The 17,838-nt window shown below is 73.4% G+C and carries 15 protein-coding genes and 1 pseudogene; 8 read left to right on the top strand and 8 right to left on the bottom strand.

Annotation, left to right across the window (positions count from 1 at the left end; genetic code table 11):
- Positions 1 to 79 precede the first annotated feature (79 nt).
- The 3 genes and pseudogenes from egtC to egtA all read right to left on the bottom strand — a co-directional run.
- Positions 80 to 853 (bottom strand): annotated as a pseudogene (gene egtC, locus ACIQCJ_RS11480) (ergothioneine biosynthesis protein EgtC); the annotation flags it as partial.
- Positions 853 to 2,235 (bottom strand): ergothioneine biosynthesis protein EgtB, encoded by a 1,383-nt coding sequence (gene egtB, locus ACIQCJ_RS11475; RefSeq protein ID WP_402711234.1) that lies wholly within the window; start codon positions 2,233 to 2,235, stop codon positions 853 to 855. The pseudogene egtC and the gene egtB, both read right to left, overlap by 1 nt.
- Positions 2,236 to 2,514: 279 nt before the next feature.
- Positions 2,515 to 3,789, bottom strand: coding sequence for an ergothioneine biosynthesis glutamate--cysteine ligase EgtA (egtA, locus tag ACIQCJ_RS11470; protein WP_402711233.1), 1,275 nt, complete (start codon positions 3,787 to 3,789; stop codon positions 2,515 to 2,517).
- Between the two features lie 570 nt (positions 3,790 to 4,359).
- Between egtA and ACIQCJ_RS11465 the strand changes: the two genes are divergently transcribed.
- The 7 genes from ACIQCJ_RS11465 (at position 4,360) to ACIQCJ_RS11435 (ending at position 10,940) form a co-directional block, all read left to right on the top strand.
- Complete coding sequence (locus ACIQCJ_RS11465) at positions 4,360 to 5,379, top strand: polyprenyl synthetase family protein (RefSeq protein ID WP_355340417.1); 1,020 nt, start codon at positions 4,360 to 4,362, stop codon at positions 5,377 to 5,379.
- A gap of 309 nt (positions 5,380 to 5,688) precedes the next feature.
- Entirely contained in the window at positions 5,689 to 6,990 is a 1,302-nt protein-coding gene (locus tag ACIQCJ_RS11460) for an outer membrane lipoprotein carrier protein LolA (protein ID WP_402711232.1), read from the top strand.
- 159 nt (positions 6,991 to 7,149) lie between these two features.
- Positions 7,150 to 8,160, top strand: coding sequence for an ABC transporter ATP-binding protein (locus ACIQCJ_RS11455; protein WP_401723276.1), 1,011 nt, complete (start codon positions 7,150 to 7,152; stop codon positions 8,158 to 8,160).
- A 202-nt stretch (positions 8,161 to 8,362) separates the two neighbouring features.
- Positions 8,363 to 9,253, top strand: coding sequence for an ABC transporter permease subunit (locus tag ACIQCJ_RS11450; protein WP_355340408.1), 891 nt, complete (start codon positions 8,363 to 8,365; stop codon positions 9,251 to 9,253).
- Between the two features lie 42 nt (positions 9,254 to 9,295).
- The gene (locus ACIQCJ_RS11445) at positions 9,296 to 10,159 is read left to right on the top strand and encodes an NAD-dependent protein deacetylase (protein ID WP_402711231.1); all 864 of its coding nucleotides are present in this window, start codon (positions 9,296 to 9,298) and stop codon (positions 10,157 to 10,159) included.
- Positions 10,160 to 10,175: 16 nt separating this feature from the next.
- A complete protein-coding gene (locus ACIQCJ_RS11440) occupies positions 10,176 to 10,583 on the top strand; it encodes a DUF4259 domain-containing protein (protein WP_402711230.1) in 408 nt (135 codons plus the stop codon).
- Between the two features lie 117 nt (positions 10,584 to 10,700).
- Positions 10,701 to 10,940: a hypothetical protein gene (locus ACIQCJ_RS11435; RefSeq protein WP_402711229.1), complete on the top strand. Its 240-nt coding sequence runs from the start codon at positions 10,701 to 10,703 to the stop codon at positions 10,938 to 10,940.
- Here ACIQCJ_RS11435 and ACIQCJ_RS11430 read toward each other — a convergent pair.
- Together ACIQCJ_RS11430 and ACIQCJ_RS11425 are read right to left on the bottom strand one after the other, a co-directional pair.
- Complete coding sequence (locus ACIQCJ_RS11430) at positions 10,937 to 11,134, bottom strand: DUF397 domain-containing protein (RefSeq protein WP_402711228.1); 198 nt, start codon at positions 11,132 to 11,134, stop codon at positions 10,937 to 10,939. The genes ACIQCJ_RS11435 and ACIQCJ_RS11430 overlap by 4 nt on opposite strands.
- Complete coding sequence (locus tag ACIQCJ_RS11425; RefSeq protein ID WP_402711227.1) at positions 11,131 to 12,000, bottom strand: helix-turn-helix domain-containing protein; 870 nt, start codon at positions 11,998 to 12,000, stop codon at positions 11,131 to 11,133. Before ACIQCJ_RS11425 ends, ACIQCJ_RS11430 begins: the two co-directional genes overlap by 4 nt.
- 356 nt (positions 12,001 to 12,356) lie before the next feature.
- Between ACIQCJ_RS11425 and ACIQCJ_RS11420 the strand changes: the two genes are divergently transcribed.
- Complete coding sequence (locus ACIQCJ_RS11420) at positions 12,357 to 12,809, top strand: ATP-binding protein (RefSeq protein WP_355340396.1); 453 nt, start codon at positions 12,357 to 12,359, stop codon at positions 12,807 to 12,809.
- A gap of 72 nt (positions 12,810 to 12,881) precedes the next feature.
- Here ACIQCJ_RS11420 and ACIQCJ_RS11415 read toward each other — a convergent pair whose 3' ends face one another.
- The 3 genes from ACIQCJ_RS11415 to ACIQCJ_RS11405 form a co-directional block, all read right to left on the bottom strand.
- Positions 12,882 to 14,303 (bottom strand): Ig-like domain-containing protein, encoded by a 1,422-nt coding sequence (locus ACIQCJ_RS11415; RefSeq protein ID WP_402711226.1) that lies wholly within the window; start codon positions 14,301 to 14,303, stop codon positions 12,882 to 12,884.
- Between the two features lie 145 nt (positions 14,304 to 14,448).
- Positions 14,449 to 15,405 (bottom strand): EamA family transporter RarD, encoded by a 957-nt coding sequence (gene rarD, locus ACIQCJ_RS11410; protein ID WP_402711225.1) that lies wholly within the window; start codon positions 15,403 to 15,405, stop codon positions 14,449 to 14,451.
- A gap of 145 nt (positions 15,406 to 15,550) precedes the next feature.
- Positions 15,551 to 17,662: an acyltransferase family protein gene (locus ACIQCJ_RS11405; RefSeq protein WP_402711224.1), complete on the bottom strand. Its 2,112-nt coding sequence runs from the start codon at positions 17,660 to 17,662 to the stop codon at positions 15,551 to 15,553.
- Between the last annotated feature and the right edge of the window lie 176 nt (positions 17,663 to 17,838).

The following is a 17,838-nucleotide window of genomic DNA, read 5'->3' as shown; positions in this document are numbered from 1 at the left end:
GGTCCTCGCGTGTGCGGTCCTTGCCCCGGGCGTCCTCGCGGTCGGTACGGACAGGGGTCGGCGGGCGCAGCGGGATGATCCGTACGCCCTCGGTGGTCGCCAACAGCAGCGACCGGTCCGGGACTTCGTGCCAGTCGCCCGGAGCGTCGTCCGGCTCCGAGGCGACGAGCACGGACCCCCCGGAGGCCACGGCCTCCGCGGACCCCGGCACATCGCGGCCGGTACGGAACCACAGCGTGTCCCCGTACGCCGTGGCCGCGATCGTCCGGCCGTCCGTGAGCAGCAGATTGAGCCGCGCGGTCGGCCGGGCGGCGGCGACCTCACGTACGACGGAGGCGAGCGCCCCGCCCGGCGGCTGGCCCTGCCGCAGCCGCCGGGTGAGCAGCGCCCACAACAGCGCCGAGTCGCTGTGGGACGCGAGGCCCAGCAGCTCGGCGGAGGTCAGATCGGTCGGCAGCCGCTCCCAGTCGGCGACGGCGCCGTTGTGGCTGAACAGCCAGCGGCCGTCACGGAAGGGCGCGGCGGCCGACTCGTCCTGCGTGGTGCCCGCGGTCGCGGACCGTACCGCCGCCAGGACGGCGCCGGCCCGGATCGTCCGGGCCAGCTCGGTGAAGTTGGCGTCCGACCAGACGGGTACGGCCCGCCGGTAACGGGCGGGGAGCGGAAAGCCCTCGTCACCCTCCTCGGGCGAGGGCTCCAGCGGGTACCAACCCACGCCGAAACCATCCGCGTTCACCGTGCCGTGCCGTTGGAGCCGCGGCTGCCACGACTGCTCGTACAGTCCGCGCGACGGCTCGGTGAGCAGCCGGGCCAGCGTCAACGGCGGCCCGACGTACGCGAGATGACGGCACATCAGCCGCGCCCGGCTTCCGGGGACGGGGACGCGGACGCCGACCCGGACGGAGACGTGGACGCCGACCCGGACGCCGACCCGGACCCTGCCCCGGCCCCCGGCCCCGACGCGTCCCGCGCCGTCCTGAACCCGGAGAAGATCTGCCGCCGGATCGGATAGTCCCAGTTGCGGAACGTCCCGCGCGCCGCCACCTGGTCCGCGCCGAACGACCCGCCGCGCAGCACCTTGTAGTCGGGACCGAAGAAGACGTCGGAATACTCCTTGTACGGGAACGCCTCGAAGCCCGGGTACGGGGCGAAGTCCGAGGACGTCCACTCCCATACGTCGCCCAGGAGTTGACGCGCGCCGCAGGGCGCCGCACCGGCCGGGTAACTGCCCGCGGGCGCGGGCCGCAGGTGCGTCTGGCCGAGATTGGCGTGCTCGGGACCGGGATCGGCGTCACCCCACGGGTAGCGCAGCGAGCGCCCGGTCGCCGGGTCGTGCCGCGCCGCCTTCTCCCACTCCTCCTCGGTCGGCAGCCGCCGCCCGGCCCAGCGGGCGTACGCGTCGGCCTCGTACCAACACACGTGCACGACCGGCTCGTTGACCCGTACGGGCTCGGTCCGGCCGAAGACGCGCCGGGTCCAGACGGAGGCGCCGTCGTCGTACGACCAGAAGAGCGGCGCTTCGAGGCCCGCGTCCTGGACGTGCCGCCAGCCCTCCTCGGTCCACCAGCGGGCGTCCTGGTAGCCGCCCGCCGCGATGAAGGCGAGGTAGTCGCCGTTGGTGACCGGCACGGTGTCCAGCCAGAAGGCGGCGACGTCCACGGTGTGCTGGGGGCGCTCGTTGTCCAGCGCCCACGGCTCGGTGCTGGTGCCCATCGTGAACGGGCCGCCGGGGACGAGGACTTCGGCGGGCAGCACGGCCGCGTCCGCGGGCGCCTGCGGAGGCTCGGGGGCCTCCAGGACGGCCGGGCCGCTGCGGAGCTGATGGGTGGCGAGCATCGTCTCGTCGTGCTGCTGCTCGTGCTGGGCGAGCATCCCGAAGACGAAGCCGTCCGCGAGCAGCCGTTCCGCCCGCTCCCGCTTCAGGGACGGCGAGTCGTTGGGCGAGGTGTCGACGGCGTCCAGTACGTCGACGGTCTCGGCGCGTACCTCCGCCACGTACGCCCTGGCCTCGTCGGGGCCGAGCAGCGGCAGCGCGGGACGGTCGGCGCGCGGGTGCTGGAAGGCGTCGTAGAGCTGGTCGAGGTCGGGCCGCAGGCCCGGCCTGCCGCCGGCCTCACGGACCAGCCACAGCTCTTCCTGGTTGCCGATGTGCGCCAGGTCCCAGACCAGCGGGGACATCAGCGGCGAGTGCTGCGCGGCCAGATCCGCGTCGTCCACGCAGTCGGTGAGGGCCATGGTCCTGCGCCGGGCGGTCTCCAGCGCGGCGAGCGCCCGCGCCTTGACATCAAAGCCGCCGGAGCCGCCGGAGCCGCCGGAAGCCCCGGACCCACCGGACCCGTCAGCACCGCCCGAAGCACGCGAAGCGCCCGAAGCGCCCGATGCCGAGCCAGGCGTGGCGGAAGCGGCCGAAGTGCTGGATGCGCCAGAAGTGAGGGAAGTGCCGGGTGAGGCACTGTTTTCGGCCGTGTTCCGGCCGTCGGTACGAGGGTTTGTCACGACATGCCTTCCGGAGGGTCAGACGCGGCGCAGCGCGTCCAACTGGTCATGGGCGGGACATCGTCCGCGTTCTGGATAGCGCTCGGCGAAGTCGGCGACGGCCAGCCGCAGGGCCGCCGGCGCGTCGGTACGCGCCAGCGCACCGGCAGCGGCGTCGAAACAGGCCCGTACGGCCTCACCGATGACGGGGTCGGCGGGGCCGACCCGGGCGGCGCGCCGCCACATCTCCTCGGACGGCATCGGATCGCCGTCCTCGCAGAGCGGCTCGGTGGCCGCGTGGGCGGCCTCGGCGGCGACGGGGTCGTCCAGCAGTGTCGCCGTCAGCACGGTCGGGACGATCCAGTCGTCGCCGTCCTGCGCGTCGGTCATCCGCAGCTCCAGCCAGCCGCGCGGGCGGACCGGCGGGAAGAGCGTGCTGAGGTGGTAGTCGAGGTCGTCCACGGTCGGCGCCCGCACGCCCGGCGCGCCCCGCAGCCATGCGCGGAAGGTCAGGTCGCCCGGCACCGACCAGTCGGGCTGGGCGGCGTCCCAGACGCCGCTGCTGTCGGTGGGCCCCTCGCGTACGCACAGCAGGCGCGCGTCGAGGGCGTACCGCGTCCACGCGGTACGGGGGTCCTCGTCGTGCCCCGGCTGCCGGGTGCGGCTGGGGTCCATCCGGCTCCAGACCGCCTGCCGGGTGGAGACCCAGCCGGTCGGCGTGCCGCCCTGGACCGGCGAATTCGCGAAGGCCGCGACCAGGACCGGGCCGATCCGGTGCGCCAGCTCCCAGCGGAAGCGGTAGCCGGAGGTGCCCGCGGAGTCGTCGCCCGCGTCGAGGTTCACCTGAAGGGCGGCGGTGCGCCGCATCATCGTGCGGCCCCACGGGCCGTCGCGGTCGAAGAAGCTCTCCATGGCCCGGTAGCGGGGATGGTCGAGCACGCGGGGAGGGTCGCGGAACGGGTCGAGCCCGCGTCCCACGAGGACGAGTCCCGCCTCGTCGGTCGCCTGTCGCAGTACCGCGAGATCGGCGGCCATGGAGTCGACGCAGGCGGCGAGGGTGTCGGCGGGCCGGGAGCTGAGCTCCACCTGGCCGCCCGGCTCACGGGTGAGCCTGCTGCCGCTGGGCAGCCCGCCCGGCTGTTCGACGGGCGCGAGGGCCGCGTCCAGCCGGTCGACGGATATCAGGGACAGCGGATCGGAGCGGTCGTGGACCAGCCACTCCAATTCCACACCGGTGCGTGCGGGCGGACCCGTTTTGAAGCAGACCCCGCGCACGTGGGCCTCCGCCTCGTCTTCCCGCAGGTCGGCTGCCATCGATCCACCTCCTCTCTTTCCTTGGGGGGTTTCCCCGGGGATTACCCGTGGGGTCTACCCCGAAGCGAGGACATGTCACCTGTTGCTGCCGCGAGTGTAGTTGACCATGTTGCGGGACCGTCTTACGTAATGGTGAACGTTCTTCGGTCAACCGCCCGAATCGGCCATCATCCCTTCCGGGCGGTCTTTACGTCGCTAAAACCGGCATTACGGATCATAACCGGCCCGGTCGGAGACGGCCTGGTGTAGTGCCGGAGCGGGGGTAGCCGAGGGGCAGGGACGGGGATAGCTGAGAAGCAGGGGCGGGGGAAGCCGAGGGTAAGAGCGGGGGAAGCCGCGCCGCCGGAGTGAGGAATCGGTGCGGCCGGAGCGGGGAACCCGTGAGGAAGCCGCGGCGAATACGGGGCGAATCCGGGGGGAATTCCGGAACCTCGCTTCCGGTACGCCGCGACCCCGCTTCCAGGGCGATGCCCCGGCGGTGATCCACAGCCGACCGGCTACGCTGCCCGTGTAGACAGTGCCGCCCCTCAGACCCCGCCAGAAGCCAGATCAGCGACAGGAGTACCCCTCGTGACCGTCGTCGGGCCCTTCGGGCTGAGCGTGTGGGACGAGGCCCTCGAGGCCGACGTCCAGGCCGGTCTCTCGGCCGTCGAAGAGGGCCTGCTGGAGGCCACCAAGAGTGATGTCCCGTTCATCACCGACGCCGCGCGCCACCTCCTCAAGGCGGGAGGCAAGCGCTTCCGGCCACTCCTGGTGATGCTCGGGGCCCAGTTCGGCGACCCGCACGCGCCCCGGGTGGTCCCCGCGGCCGTCGTGGTCGAGCTGACCCACCTGGCCACGCTCTACCACGACGACATCATGGACGAGGCCGAGGTGCGCCGCGGCGTGCCCAGCGCCAACGCCCGCTGGGGCAACTCCGTCGCCATCCTGACCGGCGACTTCCTCTTCTCCCGCGCCTCGCACATCCTGGCCGACCTCGGCCCCGAGGCCGTACGCGTCCAGGCGGAGTCCTTCGAACGGCTGGTCACCGGCCAGATCCTGGAGACGGTCGGACCGCGCGACGGCCGCGACCCGATCGACCACTACCTGGACGTCCTCGCGGGCAAGACCAGTTCGCTGATGGCCGTGTCCGGGCGGTTCGGCGCGATGATGTCCGGCGCGGACGAGACGGTCGTGCACACCCTCACCCAGTACGGCGAGCGGATCGGCCTGGCCTTCCAGCTCGCCGACGACCTCCTCGACATCACCAGCGACAGCCACGAGTCCGGCAAGACCCCGGGCACCGACCTGCGCGAGGGCATCGCCACGCTGCCGATCCTGCACGTACGCCGTCTGTACCAGCAGGCCGCGGGCGGCGTCTCGGCCACCGACCGCCGCCTCAACCAGCTCCTCGACGGCGACCTCACCGACGACGCCCTGCACGGCGAGGCCCTGAGCCTCCTGCGCGGCCACCCCGCGCTCGAACAGGCCCGCCGCGACACCCTCCGGTACGCCGACGAGGCGCGCGCCGCCCTCGCGCCGCTGCCGGAGTGCACGGCGAAGCTGGCGCTGGCGGCGCTGTGCGACATCGTGGTGCACCGGGCGGGCTAGCCCCCGCGTAGGGCCCCGGCGTCGGGCCCCGGCGTCGGGCCCCCGCGTCGGGCTGCATCGGCGACGTGCACCGGCCGGTGAGGTCGGATCGCCGACGCCCCCTAGGTGGCGCCCTGCGCCGACCCGAGTACGGCGTCGGGGTCTGTCATCCCGGGGACGTACACAGGGTTGCATCCGTCGGCTGATGTGGCGGGTTGGCCGTTTTGGTGTGATGGAGACGTCCACTTCACGGCGGACCGGGCGACAATGGCCCGGGGAGCGGACGAGTGCGAGGCAGTGAACCGCCGCGACGACGGAGGTAGAGACGCGATGGCACGGATCCAACCGGCACAGTTTCCGGAGCACCCGGAATCGGACGAGCCCGGCAGGGGGCGGGGACGCAAGGCCATGCGGTACGCGGTGCCCGTCGCGGTGGCGGGGGTGGCGGCGGCGACCATCAGCCTCGTACCCGCGCTCGCGGACACCGGCAGCCCGTCGCTGCCCACGCTGACGGCGGAGCAGTTGCTCACGAAGATCGCGGCGTCCGACACCCAGACGGTGTCGGGCTCGGTGAAGGTCAGTACGGACCTCGGGCTGCCCGACGTCCTGTCCGGCGGCGCGGCGAGCAGCCTGTTCGGCGGCGCCGCGAGCGCCGCGGGCCCGTCCGGCAAGGACGGCAAGGGCTCGGCCGCGGCCCCGCAGGCCCAGCTCACCCAGCTCCTGGCCGGTTCGCACACCCTGCACGTGGCGGCGGACGGCCCCGACCGGCAGAAGGTCTCGATCATCGAGCCCACCGCCGAGTACAGCCTGATCCACAACGGCACCGAGGTCTGGGGCTACGACAGCGGGTCCAACGAGGCGTATCACGCGACCGCCCCGGCCGACGCCAAGGGCGGCGCCGACAGCAGGGCCCGGTCCCAGGACTTCCCGGCCACCCCGCAGGCCGCCGCCCAGCAGGTGCTCAAGGCCGCCGACGGTACGGCCTCGGTCACCGTGGACGGCACCGCGCGTGTCGCGGGCCACAGCGCGTACCAACTTCTGGTCACCCCGCAGCACGCGGACAAGACCACGGTCGGCGCGATCCGTATCGCCGTCGACTCCAAGACCGGCGTCCCGCTGAAGTTCACGCTCTCGCCCAAGGGCGGCGGCAAGGCCATCGTGGACATCGGCTTCACGAAGGTGAGCTTCGGCAAGCCGTCCGCGTCGACCTTCACCTTCACCCCGCCCAAGGGCACGAAGGTCACCGAGGCCGGCAAGGAGTCCGACGCCGTCGCCAAGGGCCAGAAGGGGTTTGACGGTGTCACCGGCCTGCCCGGCTTCGACGGTGTCAACGGCACCGGTCACACCTCCGGCGCCGAGCCCACCGTCATCGGCAAGGGCTGGGACTCCATCGCCGTCATCACGTCGCCCGGCGGCCTGCCCTCCGGCGCCGACAAGAACGCGCACGGCAAGGGCGGCGGCGACGCACAGTCCCTGCTCAACAGCTTCGGGCGGCACGTCACCGGCGACTTCGGCTCCGGCACCGTCTTCCACACCCGCCTGGTCAACGCCCTCCTGACCGACAAGGGCACCCTGTACGTGGGCGCGGTGACGCAGTCCGCGCTGACGGACGCGGCGAACGCGGCGAAGTAGCGTCGCTCGCACGCCAGTCGGTGGGTGCCCGTCCCCGTCCGGGGGGGGCACCCACCGGGCGCGGGCGGAAGCGGGTCCGGGCTCAGGCCCGGAGCCGGGAGTTCCGGCCGGGCGCGGCGTGCGCCGTACACTTCCCAGTCCCCGTCGCAGAGGAGCGCGATGCAGCAGCCGCAGGCCGCCGGGCCGAACGGGCCGAGCGCGTACGACGCGGTGACCGTGCCCGCGGCGGACGCCGCCGACGTGGTGATCGAGACGCGCGGCCTCGCGAAGCGGTACCGCGGCACGCTCGCCGTGGACGGCCTGGACCTGCGGGTGCCGCGCGGCAGCGTCTTCGGTTTCCTGGGCCCCAACGGCTCGGGGAAGACGACGACGATCCGGATGCTGATGGGCCTGATCGCGCCGACGGCGGGCACGGCGCGGGTGCTGGGCCGCCCGATGCCGGGCGCACAGCGCACGGTGCTGCCCAAGGTGGGCGCGCTGATCGAGGGCCCGGCCCTCTACGGCTTCCTGTCCGGCCGGGACAATCTGCTGCGGTACGACGCGGCCGACCCGACGGCCGACCCGCGTACGCGCCGGGCCAGGGTGGGCTCCGCGCTGGACCGGGTCGGGCTCACGGCGGCGGGCCCGAAGAAGGCGAAGGCGTACTCGCTGGGCATGAAGCAGCGGCTCGGACTGGCCGCCGCCCTGCTCCAGCCGCGCGAGCTGCTGGTCCTCGACGAGCCCACGAACGGGCTCGATCCGCAGGGCATGCGCGAAATCCGCTCCCTGGTAAGGGAGTTGGCCGCCGACGGCACCACCGTCTTCCTCTCCTCGCACCTGCTGGACGAGATCGAGCAGGTCTGTACGCACGCGGCCGTCATGGCGCGCGGGCGGCTCCTCACACAGGGGCCGGTGGCCGACCTCGCGGCCGGTACGCGCGGGCGGCTCGTCGTCACCACACCGGACCCGGCGGAGGCGGCCCGCGTGCTCACCGAACACGGCGTCGGCGCCCTCCTCACCGACGGCCAACGCGTCAGCGGCGAACTGCCCCCCGACCCGCCGGACCTCGCCGACCTCAACGCCGCGCTGGTCGCCGCGGGCGTCCGCGTGCGCGGCTTCGGCCTCGAACGCGCCTCTCTGGAGGACGCGTTCGTCGCCCTGACGGGAGAGGGTTTCGATGTCGCGGGCTGAAACGGAGCCGGCCGCTTCGAGCGCCGACCAGAACCGGCCTGCGGCCGACCAGAACCGGCCTGCGACCGGCCCGCGACCTGAGCCGACCCCCGCCCCGGGCCCGGCCGGCCCGGAGGCCGCATCGCCCCCGGAGCCCGCCGCCCGGCCCTCCGGGCCCGCCACCGATCCCCCCGGGACCGAAGCCGGAGCCGCCGCGGGCACCGTGGCCACCGAGCCGCCGTCCGGGCCGCGTACGCCCCGGCTGCTCTGGAGCTTCGGGCTGTTCCGGTCGGAGCTGGTCACCGTGTTCCGGCGGTGGCGGACGCTGGCGCTGTTCGCGGTGCTGGCGGGGGTGCCGCTGCTGGTCGGCGTGGCGGTGCGGATCGAGACGCGTAACGGGGGGTCGCTCGGCGGGGGCGGCGGGCCGGACGGGAACGGCAACGGCCCGGCGTTCATCGAGCAGGTGAGCAACAACGGCCTGTTCCTGACGTTCGCCGCCCTGGCGGCCACGCTCCCGTTCTTCCTCCCGATGGCGATCGGGGTGATCGCGGGCGACTCGATCGCGGGCGAGGCCAGCGGCGGCACGCTGCGCTATCTGCTGGTGGCCCCGGCGGGCCGCACCCGCCTGCTGCTCGCCAAGTACGCGTCCGTGCTGGCCTTCTGCCTGGCGGCCACCCTGGTGGTCGCCGTCTCGGCGCTGATCGTCGGCTTCGCGCTCTTCCCGGTCGGAGACGTCACGCTGCTGTCGGGCACGACGATCTCCCTCTCGGACGGCATGCTGCGCTGCCTGCTGATCGCGGTCCTGGTCGCGGCCTCCCTGGTCGGCATCGGCGCGCTGGGCCTGTTCATCTCGACCCTCACCGACAGCGGCATCGGCGCCATGGCCGCCACCGTCGGCCTGCTCATCACCGTCCAGATCATCGACAACATCCCCCAGCTCCACGCCTTCCAGCCCTACCTCTTCCCCCACTACTGGCTCAGCTTCGCCGACATCCTCCGCGACCCCGTCACCTGGACCGGCATCGCCAAGAACCTCGGCCTCCAGGCCCTCTACGCCGCCGTCTTCGGCTCGGCCGCCTGGGCCCGCTTCACCACCCGCGACGTGACGGCCTAGGACAGGCCCCTAGCGCCCGTCAGGCGGGCGTACGCTGCCGGTATGGAGACCGGGGTCGGCAGGGGGCTGGGGGAAGGCGTGGACGTGCTGGCCGGGTTCCTGGCCGGGCGGCCGGCCGTGGTGCTCAGCGGGGCGGGGCTGTCGACGGAGTCGGGGATTCCGGACTACCGCGGGGTGACGGGGCGGCGGCGGACGTCGGCGCCGATGACGTATCAGGAGTTCGTCGGGGAAGAGGCGGCCAGGCGCCGGTACTGGGCGCGCAGCCACCTCGGGTGGCGGACGATCGCGCGGGCGCTGCCGAACGACGGGCACCGGGCGGTGGCGCGGCTCGTGCGGGCGGGCGCGGTGACCGGGGTGATCACGCAGAATGTGGACGGGCTGCACGCGGCGGCCGGTACGGCGGAGGCGATCGACCTGCACGGCAGGCTGGACCGGGTGGTGTGCCTGGACTGCGGCGACCTCAGCGACCGTACGCGGCTGGACGAGCGCCTGGAGGAGGCGAACCCCGGCTTCCGCGCCACCGCCGTCGCCCACACCAACGCGGACGGCGACGCCGAACTCCCGGCGGGGAGCACCGAGCGGTTCCGGCTCGTGCCCTGCGAGGTCTGCGGCACCGGCACGCTCAAGCCGGACGTGGTCTTCTTCGGCGAGAATGTGCCGCCCGAGCGGGTCCACCGCGCCTTCGCCCTGGTCGACGCCGCCCCCGCCCTGCTCGTCCTGGGCTCGTCCCTCACCGTGATGTCGGGGCTGCGCTTCGTCCGCCGCGCCGCCCGCCAGGGCACCCCGGTGGCGATCGTCAACCAGGGCCCCACCAGGGGCGACGACCTGGCCGCGCTCACCCTCGACCTGCCCCTCGGCCCCACCCTCAGCGCCCTGACGGAGGCGCTGGGCGCGGCGGCCGTCTGAGCGGCGGGAGAAGGACATGGGCACCTGGCACGTCGGCCCCTTCGACAACGACACCGCGTGGGACCTCAGCGACACCCTCGACGAGGCGAGCCCCGACGCGCGCCCCGGCATCGTCCGCGACGCCCTCGTCCGCGTGATCGACACGACGGGCGACCTCGACGCGGACATCTCCGAAGAGGCCGTGGCCGCCGCCGCTCTGGTCGCCGCCCAGTGCCCCGGCGGTGAGCCCATCGACCCCGACTACGGGCCGAAGCAGCCGCTCGCGGACCTCACACCGCTGCGCGCCACGGCCCTCAGGGCCCTGGACCGGGTCGTCACCGACCCCTCCGAACTGCTGGAGCTCTGGGACGAGCCCCCTGACGGCCCCTGGCGGGCGACCGTCACCCGCCTCCAGCACACGCTCACCCCTCAAGCGCCCACCTGATGCCGTAACCCGGCCCGCTCAGCGGCCCCCAGTGCTCGTCATCGACACCGGCGGCTCGGGCACCGACCCGGCCGACCGGGGCCACCGCCTCCTGGGAGCCCTGCCAGGGGAACAGCGGTGACCACCCATCTGCGGGCGCCCGCAGCCCCGTTGGTGACGGCGCACGCCAAACGCGTCGTCGCCGATACCGGGGTCCTGAACAATCCGTACTTCCGCACGCTGGTCGACGGCAGCATGCCGTTGGAGAAATTCCGCACGACCCCGCGCTTGGTCCTTCACCGCGAAGGTAGCCCGCCGACATGGCGAAGGCCCCCGGTGGCGACTCCGGGGGCCTTCGCGTGGCGCGTGGTGCCTTAGTGAGCGAACTCGCCGTTTCGCGTACCCGCGAGGAAGGCGGTCCACTCGGTGGGCGTGAAGTAGAGGCTCGGACCGGCCGGGTCCTTGCTGTCCCGCACGGCCCGCCCTCCGCCGGCCGTGGCGGCGACCTCCACGCAGTTGCCCTCTTGCGCGGAGTAGGAAGATTTCCGGTAAGGGCTCACGATTTCGGTCACGATGCGTCTTCCTTGCTACTGCGCAGCGCGTTTCGGATCAGTCGCGCGCTCGCGTCCGGTGTTAGTGCTGCCGATCGTAGTTGGTCAAAGGCGTTGGTGTAAGCGGTGAGATCGTCCGGGTCCTCAAGGACGGACGTACCACGGAGGTTTTCCATGGTCACCGCCTCGACGACCGGTTCGGTGTCGAAGCTGAAGCTGGAGAAGGCGGACGTCGCACCCACGGGAACTCCCGCCGAAAACGGCAGGACTTGAACGGTCACGTTTTGCTTTTTTCGCGCGTCGAGAATGCGCTCCAACTGTTCGCGGTGGGACTCGATTGCCAACAGCGGGTGGATGACGACCGGCTCCCAGATGATGGCCGTGTAATTCGTGCCGCCAGCCTCGATCTTGGCTTGTCGCGCCTCCCGGACCCTGACCAACTGCTCGACCCGTTCGTCCGCTACGTAGCCGGGCCCGGCTGTGATGGCGGCTCTGGCGTAGGTGGGGGTCTGCAACAACCCTGGGACCAGGACGGGTTGCCACTCCCGGATGTACGTGGCGTCGTCTTCCAGGGAGATGTAGTCCACGTACTCCCCGCGTAGGTGCGCAGCATGCTCCAGCCACCAGCCGCGCCGGTGCGCGCTCTTGGCCAGATTTTCCAGCCGCTCGCAGACTTCGGGGTCCTCGACCCCGTACGCGCCGAGCATCGCGCGGATCTCGATCGGACGTGCCGTCACATGGCCGGTCTCGATGCGGCTGACGCGAGTCTGAGAGGCGACGATCACCTCGGCGACCTGAGGTTGATCCAGGCCAGCGGCTTGTCGGTGCCTTCTGAGCGCGGCTCCCAGTCGCCTGCTGCGCACAGTCGGCCGTCCTCCTGCGGGCATGGTCCCCTCCCTCTGCTGCGGCAGCTTGGTCCCTAACAAGGTCCACTCTAGGGCCAGTTCGGCCCGGTTACGCACCTGAGCGCATGCATTCACTTGTTCTGGTTGCGGCGCAGCCAATTCCGCGCCTACTCTCGTACTACGCGCTACTTCGCACCGCGATGCGGCGCGGTGCTTGGCGCTGCCAAGTACGTACCGATTCCCGTCGCGTGGGTGCCGCGCCCCGCGACGGGTGGCGAGGACCCCCGTGCGGCGCCACTCCCCGTGGGCGCCCGGGTGAGTCCTCCGTCGGGGCCCCCGACGTGGCGACAAGGGGGCCCCGACGTCAATGGGATTCGGCGACGAGGGAAGGCACGGCCATGCACCGAGAACCACCTGGACAGTCCGACGAATCGGCGGGCGAGCCGCCCGGTGCCGAATCCCGAACGGTCGCCCGGTTGTGGCCGCGTACGCCGCGTTCGGTGGGGCGGGCGCGGCACGAACTGGAAACGGCCCTCAAGGGCTGGGGACTGGAAGACCTCACGGATTCCGCCGTGTTGATCCTGTCGGAGTTATTCACGAACGCCGTCGTGCACGCGCGGGTCGCCGGGCGCGATGTGCAGACGCGGTACGTGCGGACGCCTGGCGGTGTGCGGATCGAGGTGCACGACGCGGGGGACGGGCGGCCCGAGCCACGGGTCGCGGCGGAGAGCGACGAGGACGGGCGCGGGCTCGCGCTGGTCAACGCGGTCGCGGGGCCCGGGCATTGGGGCGTCGGGGAGCGGGACGGCGTCGGGAAGATGGTCTGGGCGGAGTGCGGCCTCGGGCGGTGACGCGCGGGTGAACGTGACCGCGCCCGCCGGGAACCGTACCGGCGGGCGCGGAGCCGTACACGAAGGCAGGGGTCAGCGGCGGCGCTTCCGCGCGCGGGTGGCGGCCACCGCGAGGGCCCCGGCGGCGACGAGGCCGCCCGCGACCATGGCGAGGGGACCGTCGGCGCCCGAGGCGGCCAGTTCGGGGCCGGTCTGCTGCGGCTGCGGGTGGTTGGCCGGGGGAGCGGGGTGCGGCTTGGGCGGCGTGGGCGTCGGCTTCGGCTTCGGCCTGGTGACGTCCACGCTCACCTTCACGAACTTCGGCTGCCCGTCCTTCGCCGTCACCTTGTAGATGAAGGAGTCCTTGCCCGTGTAGCCCTTGTCGGGCGTGTAGACGAGGTGGTCTCCCTCGACCGCGACCTTTCCGTGGTCCGGCGGCTCGGGGACGGTGACCGGGGTGTGGGGCGCGCGGTCGGGGGTGACCGGGACCCGGACCGGGCCGCCGTTCCCGGGGACGGTCACCGGCGGCGCGGGCTCGGGCGTACAGCCGATCCGGAAGTCGGCGCCGCGCACGTCACCGCCCGAGGTGTCGGCGGTCCGGCTGGTCGCGCCGGTCGCCGTGTACCCGGCGGGCGCCGGCAGCACGACCCGGAAGCGGCCGGTGGCCACGCCGGAGAAGGAGTACGCGCCGTCGGCGTCGACGGCCGCCGCCACCGGCTGGCCCGCGCTGTCGAGCACGGCGGCGCCGGTCGCGGTGCGCAGCCGTACCGACGTGCCGGGCGGGATGCCGCAGTCCGAGGCGACCGTGCCGCTGATGTCGGCGTCGGGGGCGGCCATCCAGATCTGGTAGACCGGCGATCCGCTGAGCACGCTGTAGGTGAAGGAGACCGAGGTCACCGGGGCCGTCGGGCGGAACCAGCCGGAGGCGCCGTTGGTGTCGAGCACGTTGCCGCGCAGCGTCGAGGTCGCGGGGTCCCAGGTGGGTACGTCGGTGTTCGGGCCGGAGCCGCACGAGGACGGCTTCGGCGTGCCCACGCAGTAGTTGAAGGTCGACTGGAAGCCGAGCTGCGCCGCCGTCAGCCGTACACCGCCCGCGCCGGTCGCGCTGATCCGCACCTGGTCGGCGTCGATGTCGCCGAGGGTGAAGCCCCAGCCGGCCGGGGTGGCGGCGGCGAAGGTGACGGTGGTGAGGGACGGCCGGCCGTTGGTGCCGCCGGTCGAGGGGCGCAGGGCGAGGTAGTTCTGCCCGCGCGAGCTGCCGTACTCGGCGCCGAAGGGGGTGGAGCCGTTGAGGAAGGTCGAGGTGCCGCCGGGGATGGACGGCGAGCTGCTGTCGGTGCTGAAGGTGGCGTCGGGGAAGCCGGTCACGGGCACGTGCAGCACCTCGGGACTCCAGCTCCCGTAGGCGGAGCCCGCCGCCACGGCCGGGCTCGCGGCCAGCGGGATCATGACGGCGGCCGTGGCCGCCGCGGCCAGCCCCCGGGCCGTTCTCGTGGTGAGTCTGTTGGCCGGCATGCGCACGACGCGTTCTCCTGCACTTCGGGCGGCCCGGCGCCTGACCGCCGGACGAGTACGTCCTTCGCATGACCGATCGTCAGATCACCCAATCGGCGGCGGTGTCCGTGTCACCCGAGTGGATGTCGGCGCTCGCCCGTTCGGCTCAGCCGGGCAGCGGGGAGTCGGTCGCCTCCGGGGACTCCACGACCGCCGGGGCCTGGCGCGCCGCGCGCGCTTCCGTACGCCCGCGGTGTGCGCCCCTGATCGCGTCCCAGGTGAGCAGGACGAGCGCCGCCCACACCATCAGGAAACCGGCCCAGCGCTCGGGGGGCATCTCCTCGTGGAAGTGGAGCACGCCGATCAGAAACTGGAAGACCGGCGTCAGATACTGCATGAGGCCGATGGTGGACAGCGGGAGCCGGGTCGCCGCCATGCCGAAACAGACCAGCGGCCCCGCCGTGACCAGACCGCAGGCGGCCAGCAGGGCGGCGTGGCCGGGGCCGTGGTGGGTGAAGGTCGAGTCGCCGCGCGCGCCGAGCACGACGAGGAAGACCAGCGCGGGCAGGAACTGCACCGAGGTCTCGGCGGCCAGCGACTCCAGGCCGCCCATGTTGATCTTCTTCTTCGCCAGGCCGTAGACGCCGAAGGAGAAGGCGAGCGAGAGGGCGATCCACGGCAGCCGCCCGTATCCGACGGTGAGGACGACGACGGCCAGCGCGCCGACGCCGACCGCCGCCCACTGCACCGGGCGCAGCCGCTCGTGCAGGACGAGGACGCCGAGCGCGATGGTGACCAGCGGGTTGATGAAGTAGCCGAGCGAAGCCTCCACCACATGGCCCGCGTTGACGGCCCAGATGTACAGGCCCCAGTTGACGGAGACGAAGACGGCGGCGACGGCGATCAGGCCGAGCCGCCCGGGCTGCCTGACCAGTTCGGATATCCACGCCCAGCGGCGCATCGCCAGCAGGATCACGGTGACCACCACCAGCGCCCACACCATCCGGTGGGCCAGGATCTCCAGCGCTCCCGCCGGTTCGAGCAGCGGCCAGAACAGCGGGAACAGGCCCCACATGCCGTAGGCCGCGAAGCCGTAGACCAGTCCCGCGCGCCGCTCGTTCATCCCGACCCCTTCCCGTACCGCCCCGGCCGTACGACCCGCCGTCGGCGCGCGACGTGACGACGGTAGCGGCAGCCGCCCCGGCCTGTCATGTCCGTTCCGCTCCACGGTCATGACAGGACGGTGGCCGGGGCCGGGCGGGACCGCCTTACGGCAGGAGGGCGGTCAGGCGGCGGCCGAGGACCGGGGCCAGCGCCTCGGCGTACGTCTCGGACATGTGGCTGTCGTCGCGGTAGACCAGGGTGTCGCCCGCGAGCACCGGGCAGGCGCCGTCCGTGGCGCACAGCCAGGGCGCGGGGTCGATCACGGCGGCGCCTGCCACCGTCGCCGCCGCCCGTACCGCGCCCTGCCGTGCCGGGTCCCGGAGCGCGTCGGGCAGCCGGCTCGCGCAGTGGCCGAGCCGCAGCGGGCGGGCCGCCGCGCACTCGACGGCGTCGGAGGCGGGCCAGGGGGTGTCGAGCAGGGCGGCGACCCGCGCGCCCGAGGCCGCGAGCGCGGTGAAGGTGGCGCGGAAGCCGTCCGTCCACTGCCGTACGGGATCGGCGGCCGGGTGCAGCGGGCGGCCCGCGTCCGAGGACGAGACGAGGACGAGACCGGGGCGGAGCGCGGCGATCCGGGCGACCGCCGCCCGGCGCCAGGTGTCGCAGACGGCGGGGCCGCCCTGGTAAACGGTCGTCACCGTCGCGGCGTTGCACGACGCCTTCGTCAACGACACCAGTTTCCAGTGCCGTTCGCGCGCCAGCCGGTCGAGCGCGGGGAACCACTGGGCGGCGTGCGAGTCGCCGAAGAGGACGACGGTGGTGGCCGCGGACGGGTCGCCGTAGACGCACGGGGGTGTGCTCGTACGCGCGTAGCCCGCGTGGCAGCCGTCCCGGTAGACCGCCGAGCGCACCGGCTTGACCTCGGCCAGGGGCGGGGTGAGATTGCTCGGCAGGCTCGGACCCGAGGTCCGCAGGAGCTGCCCGAGCCGCAGCGCGGGGTCGCGCGCCGCCGTCAGCTCCCGCCGCAGGTCGGGCGCGGGTCTGCCGGAGTCGACCGCGGGCGGGAAGTGGGCGGCGGTCAGCACGGCCACCGCGGCACCCGCCGACAGCCCGCCGCCGAGCCGCAGCGCCAGGGCCGGACGGCGGCGGAAGGCGGCGTGGAACCGTATCGGGTTCTCCACCAGCCGCAGCGTCGCCCAGGCCAGCGCCAGCGCGACCGCGCACAGGGCCAGGGCGAGACCGGTGGAGGGCGCGGTGTTCAGCGCCGCGGGTCCGATGACCAGCAGGGGCCAGTGCCACAGATACCAGCCGTAGGAGAGGCCGCCGAGCCGGGCGACCGGCCGCCGGGCGAGCAGGAGTCGGGCGCCGTAGCGGGCGGGGGAGGGGGTGTGGGTGCGGGTCCGGGAGCGGTCGGGGGCGTGGGCCGGGGAGGGGCCGGGGGATCGGCCGCCCGCGAGGACGAGGAGGGTGCCGACGACCGGCAGGAGCGCGTAACGGCCGGGGAAGGGCGTGGCGTCGTCGTACGTCAGCGCGGCCACGACGATGCCGGTCAGGCCCGCCCAGCTCAGGGCCGCCGCGAGGGGGGCTCGGATGTCCAGCCGGTGCGCGCCCAGGGCGAGCAGCGCGCCCGCGCCCAGCTCCCAGAAGCGGGCGGGGGAGCCGAAGTAGGCCCAGGAGGGGGAGGAGCGGGTGAGGGCGAGACTCAGCGCGAAGGAGGCCGCGCAGAGGGCGGTGAGGGCCAGGGCCGCCGGGAGCGCGGGGCGGCGGCGCCACCGCAGGCACAGGACGAGCAGCAGCGGCCAGAGCAGATAGAACTGCTCCTCCACCGCCAGCGACCAGAAGTGCTGGAAGGGGGAGGGCGGTTCGCTCGCGCCGAGGTAGTCCGTACCGGCTGCGGCCAGCCGGAAGTTGACGGCGTAGAGCGAGCTGCCGAGCGCGTCCCCCGCGTACTGCGCGAAGCGGATCTTCGACAGGAAGAGCCGGCAGCCCGCGAGCGTGCCGAGCACGACGAGGGTCGCGGCGGGCAGCAGGCGCACCGCGCGGCGGGCGTAGAAGTCCCTGACCGATATGCGGCCGGTGGCGCGGGACTCGCGGGTCAGCAGCGAGGTGATCAGGAAGCCCGAGACGACGAAGAAGACGTCGACGCCGACGTATCCGCCCGCGACCGCGCCGACGCCCGCGTGTGCGAGGACGACGAGGGTGACCGCGACGGCGCGCAGCCCCTGGATGTCCAGGCGCGGCGGGTCCCGCGGGTGCGGCGGTGCGGTGGCCGTGGTCACGGTGGGGTCCTCGGGGCGCTGCGTCGAGGCCGCCCCGCCGTCTGTTCACGAGGACGCGCCGTCCCGCGAAGACAAGCAACGCTCCGGGGCGGGGGCGTGAACGGGGGAGGTCCCCGGCCGGAACAGCCGGGGACCTCTGTCGTGTGCGGGGGTGGTGCAGGCCAGTGTCAGGCCGT

Origin of the sequence: Streptomyces sp. NPDC093221 (genome assembly GCF_044753885.1) — a bacterium.
Classification (GTDB): Bacteria; Actinomycetota; Actinomycetes; order Streptomycetales; family Streptomycetaceae; genus Actinacidiphila.
The sequence above is the reverse complement of the archived record's forward strand: the minus strand, read 5'-3'. Positions and strand labels throughout refer to the sequence as shown.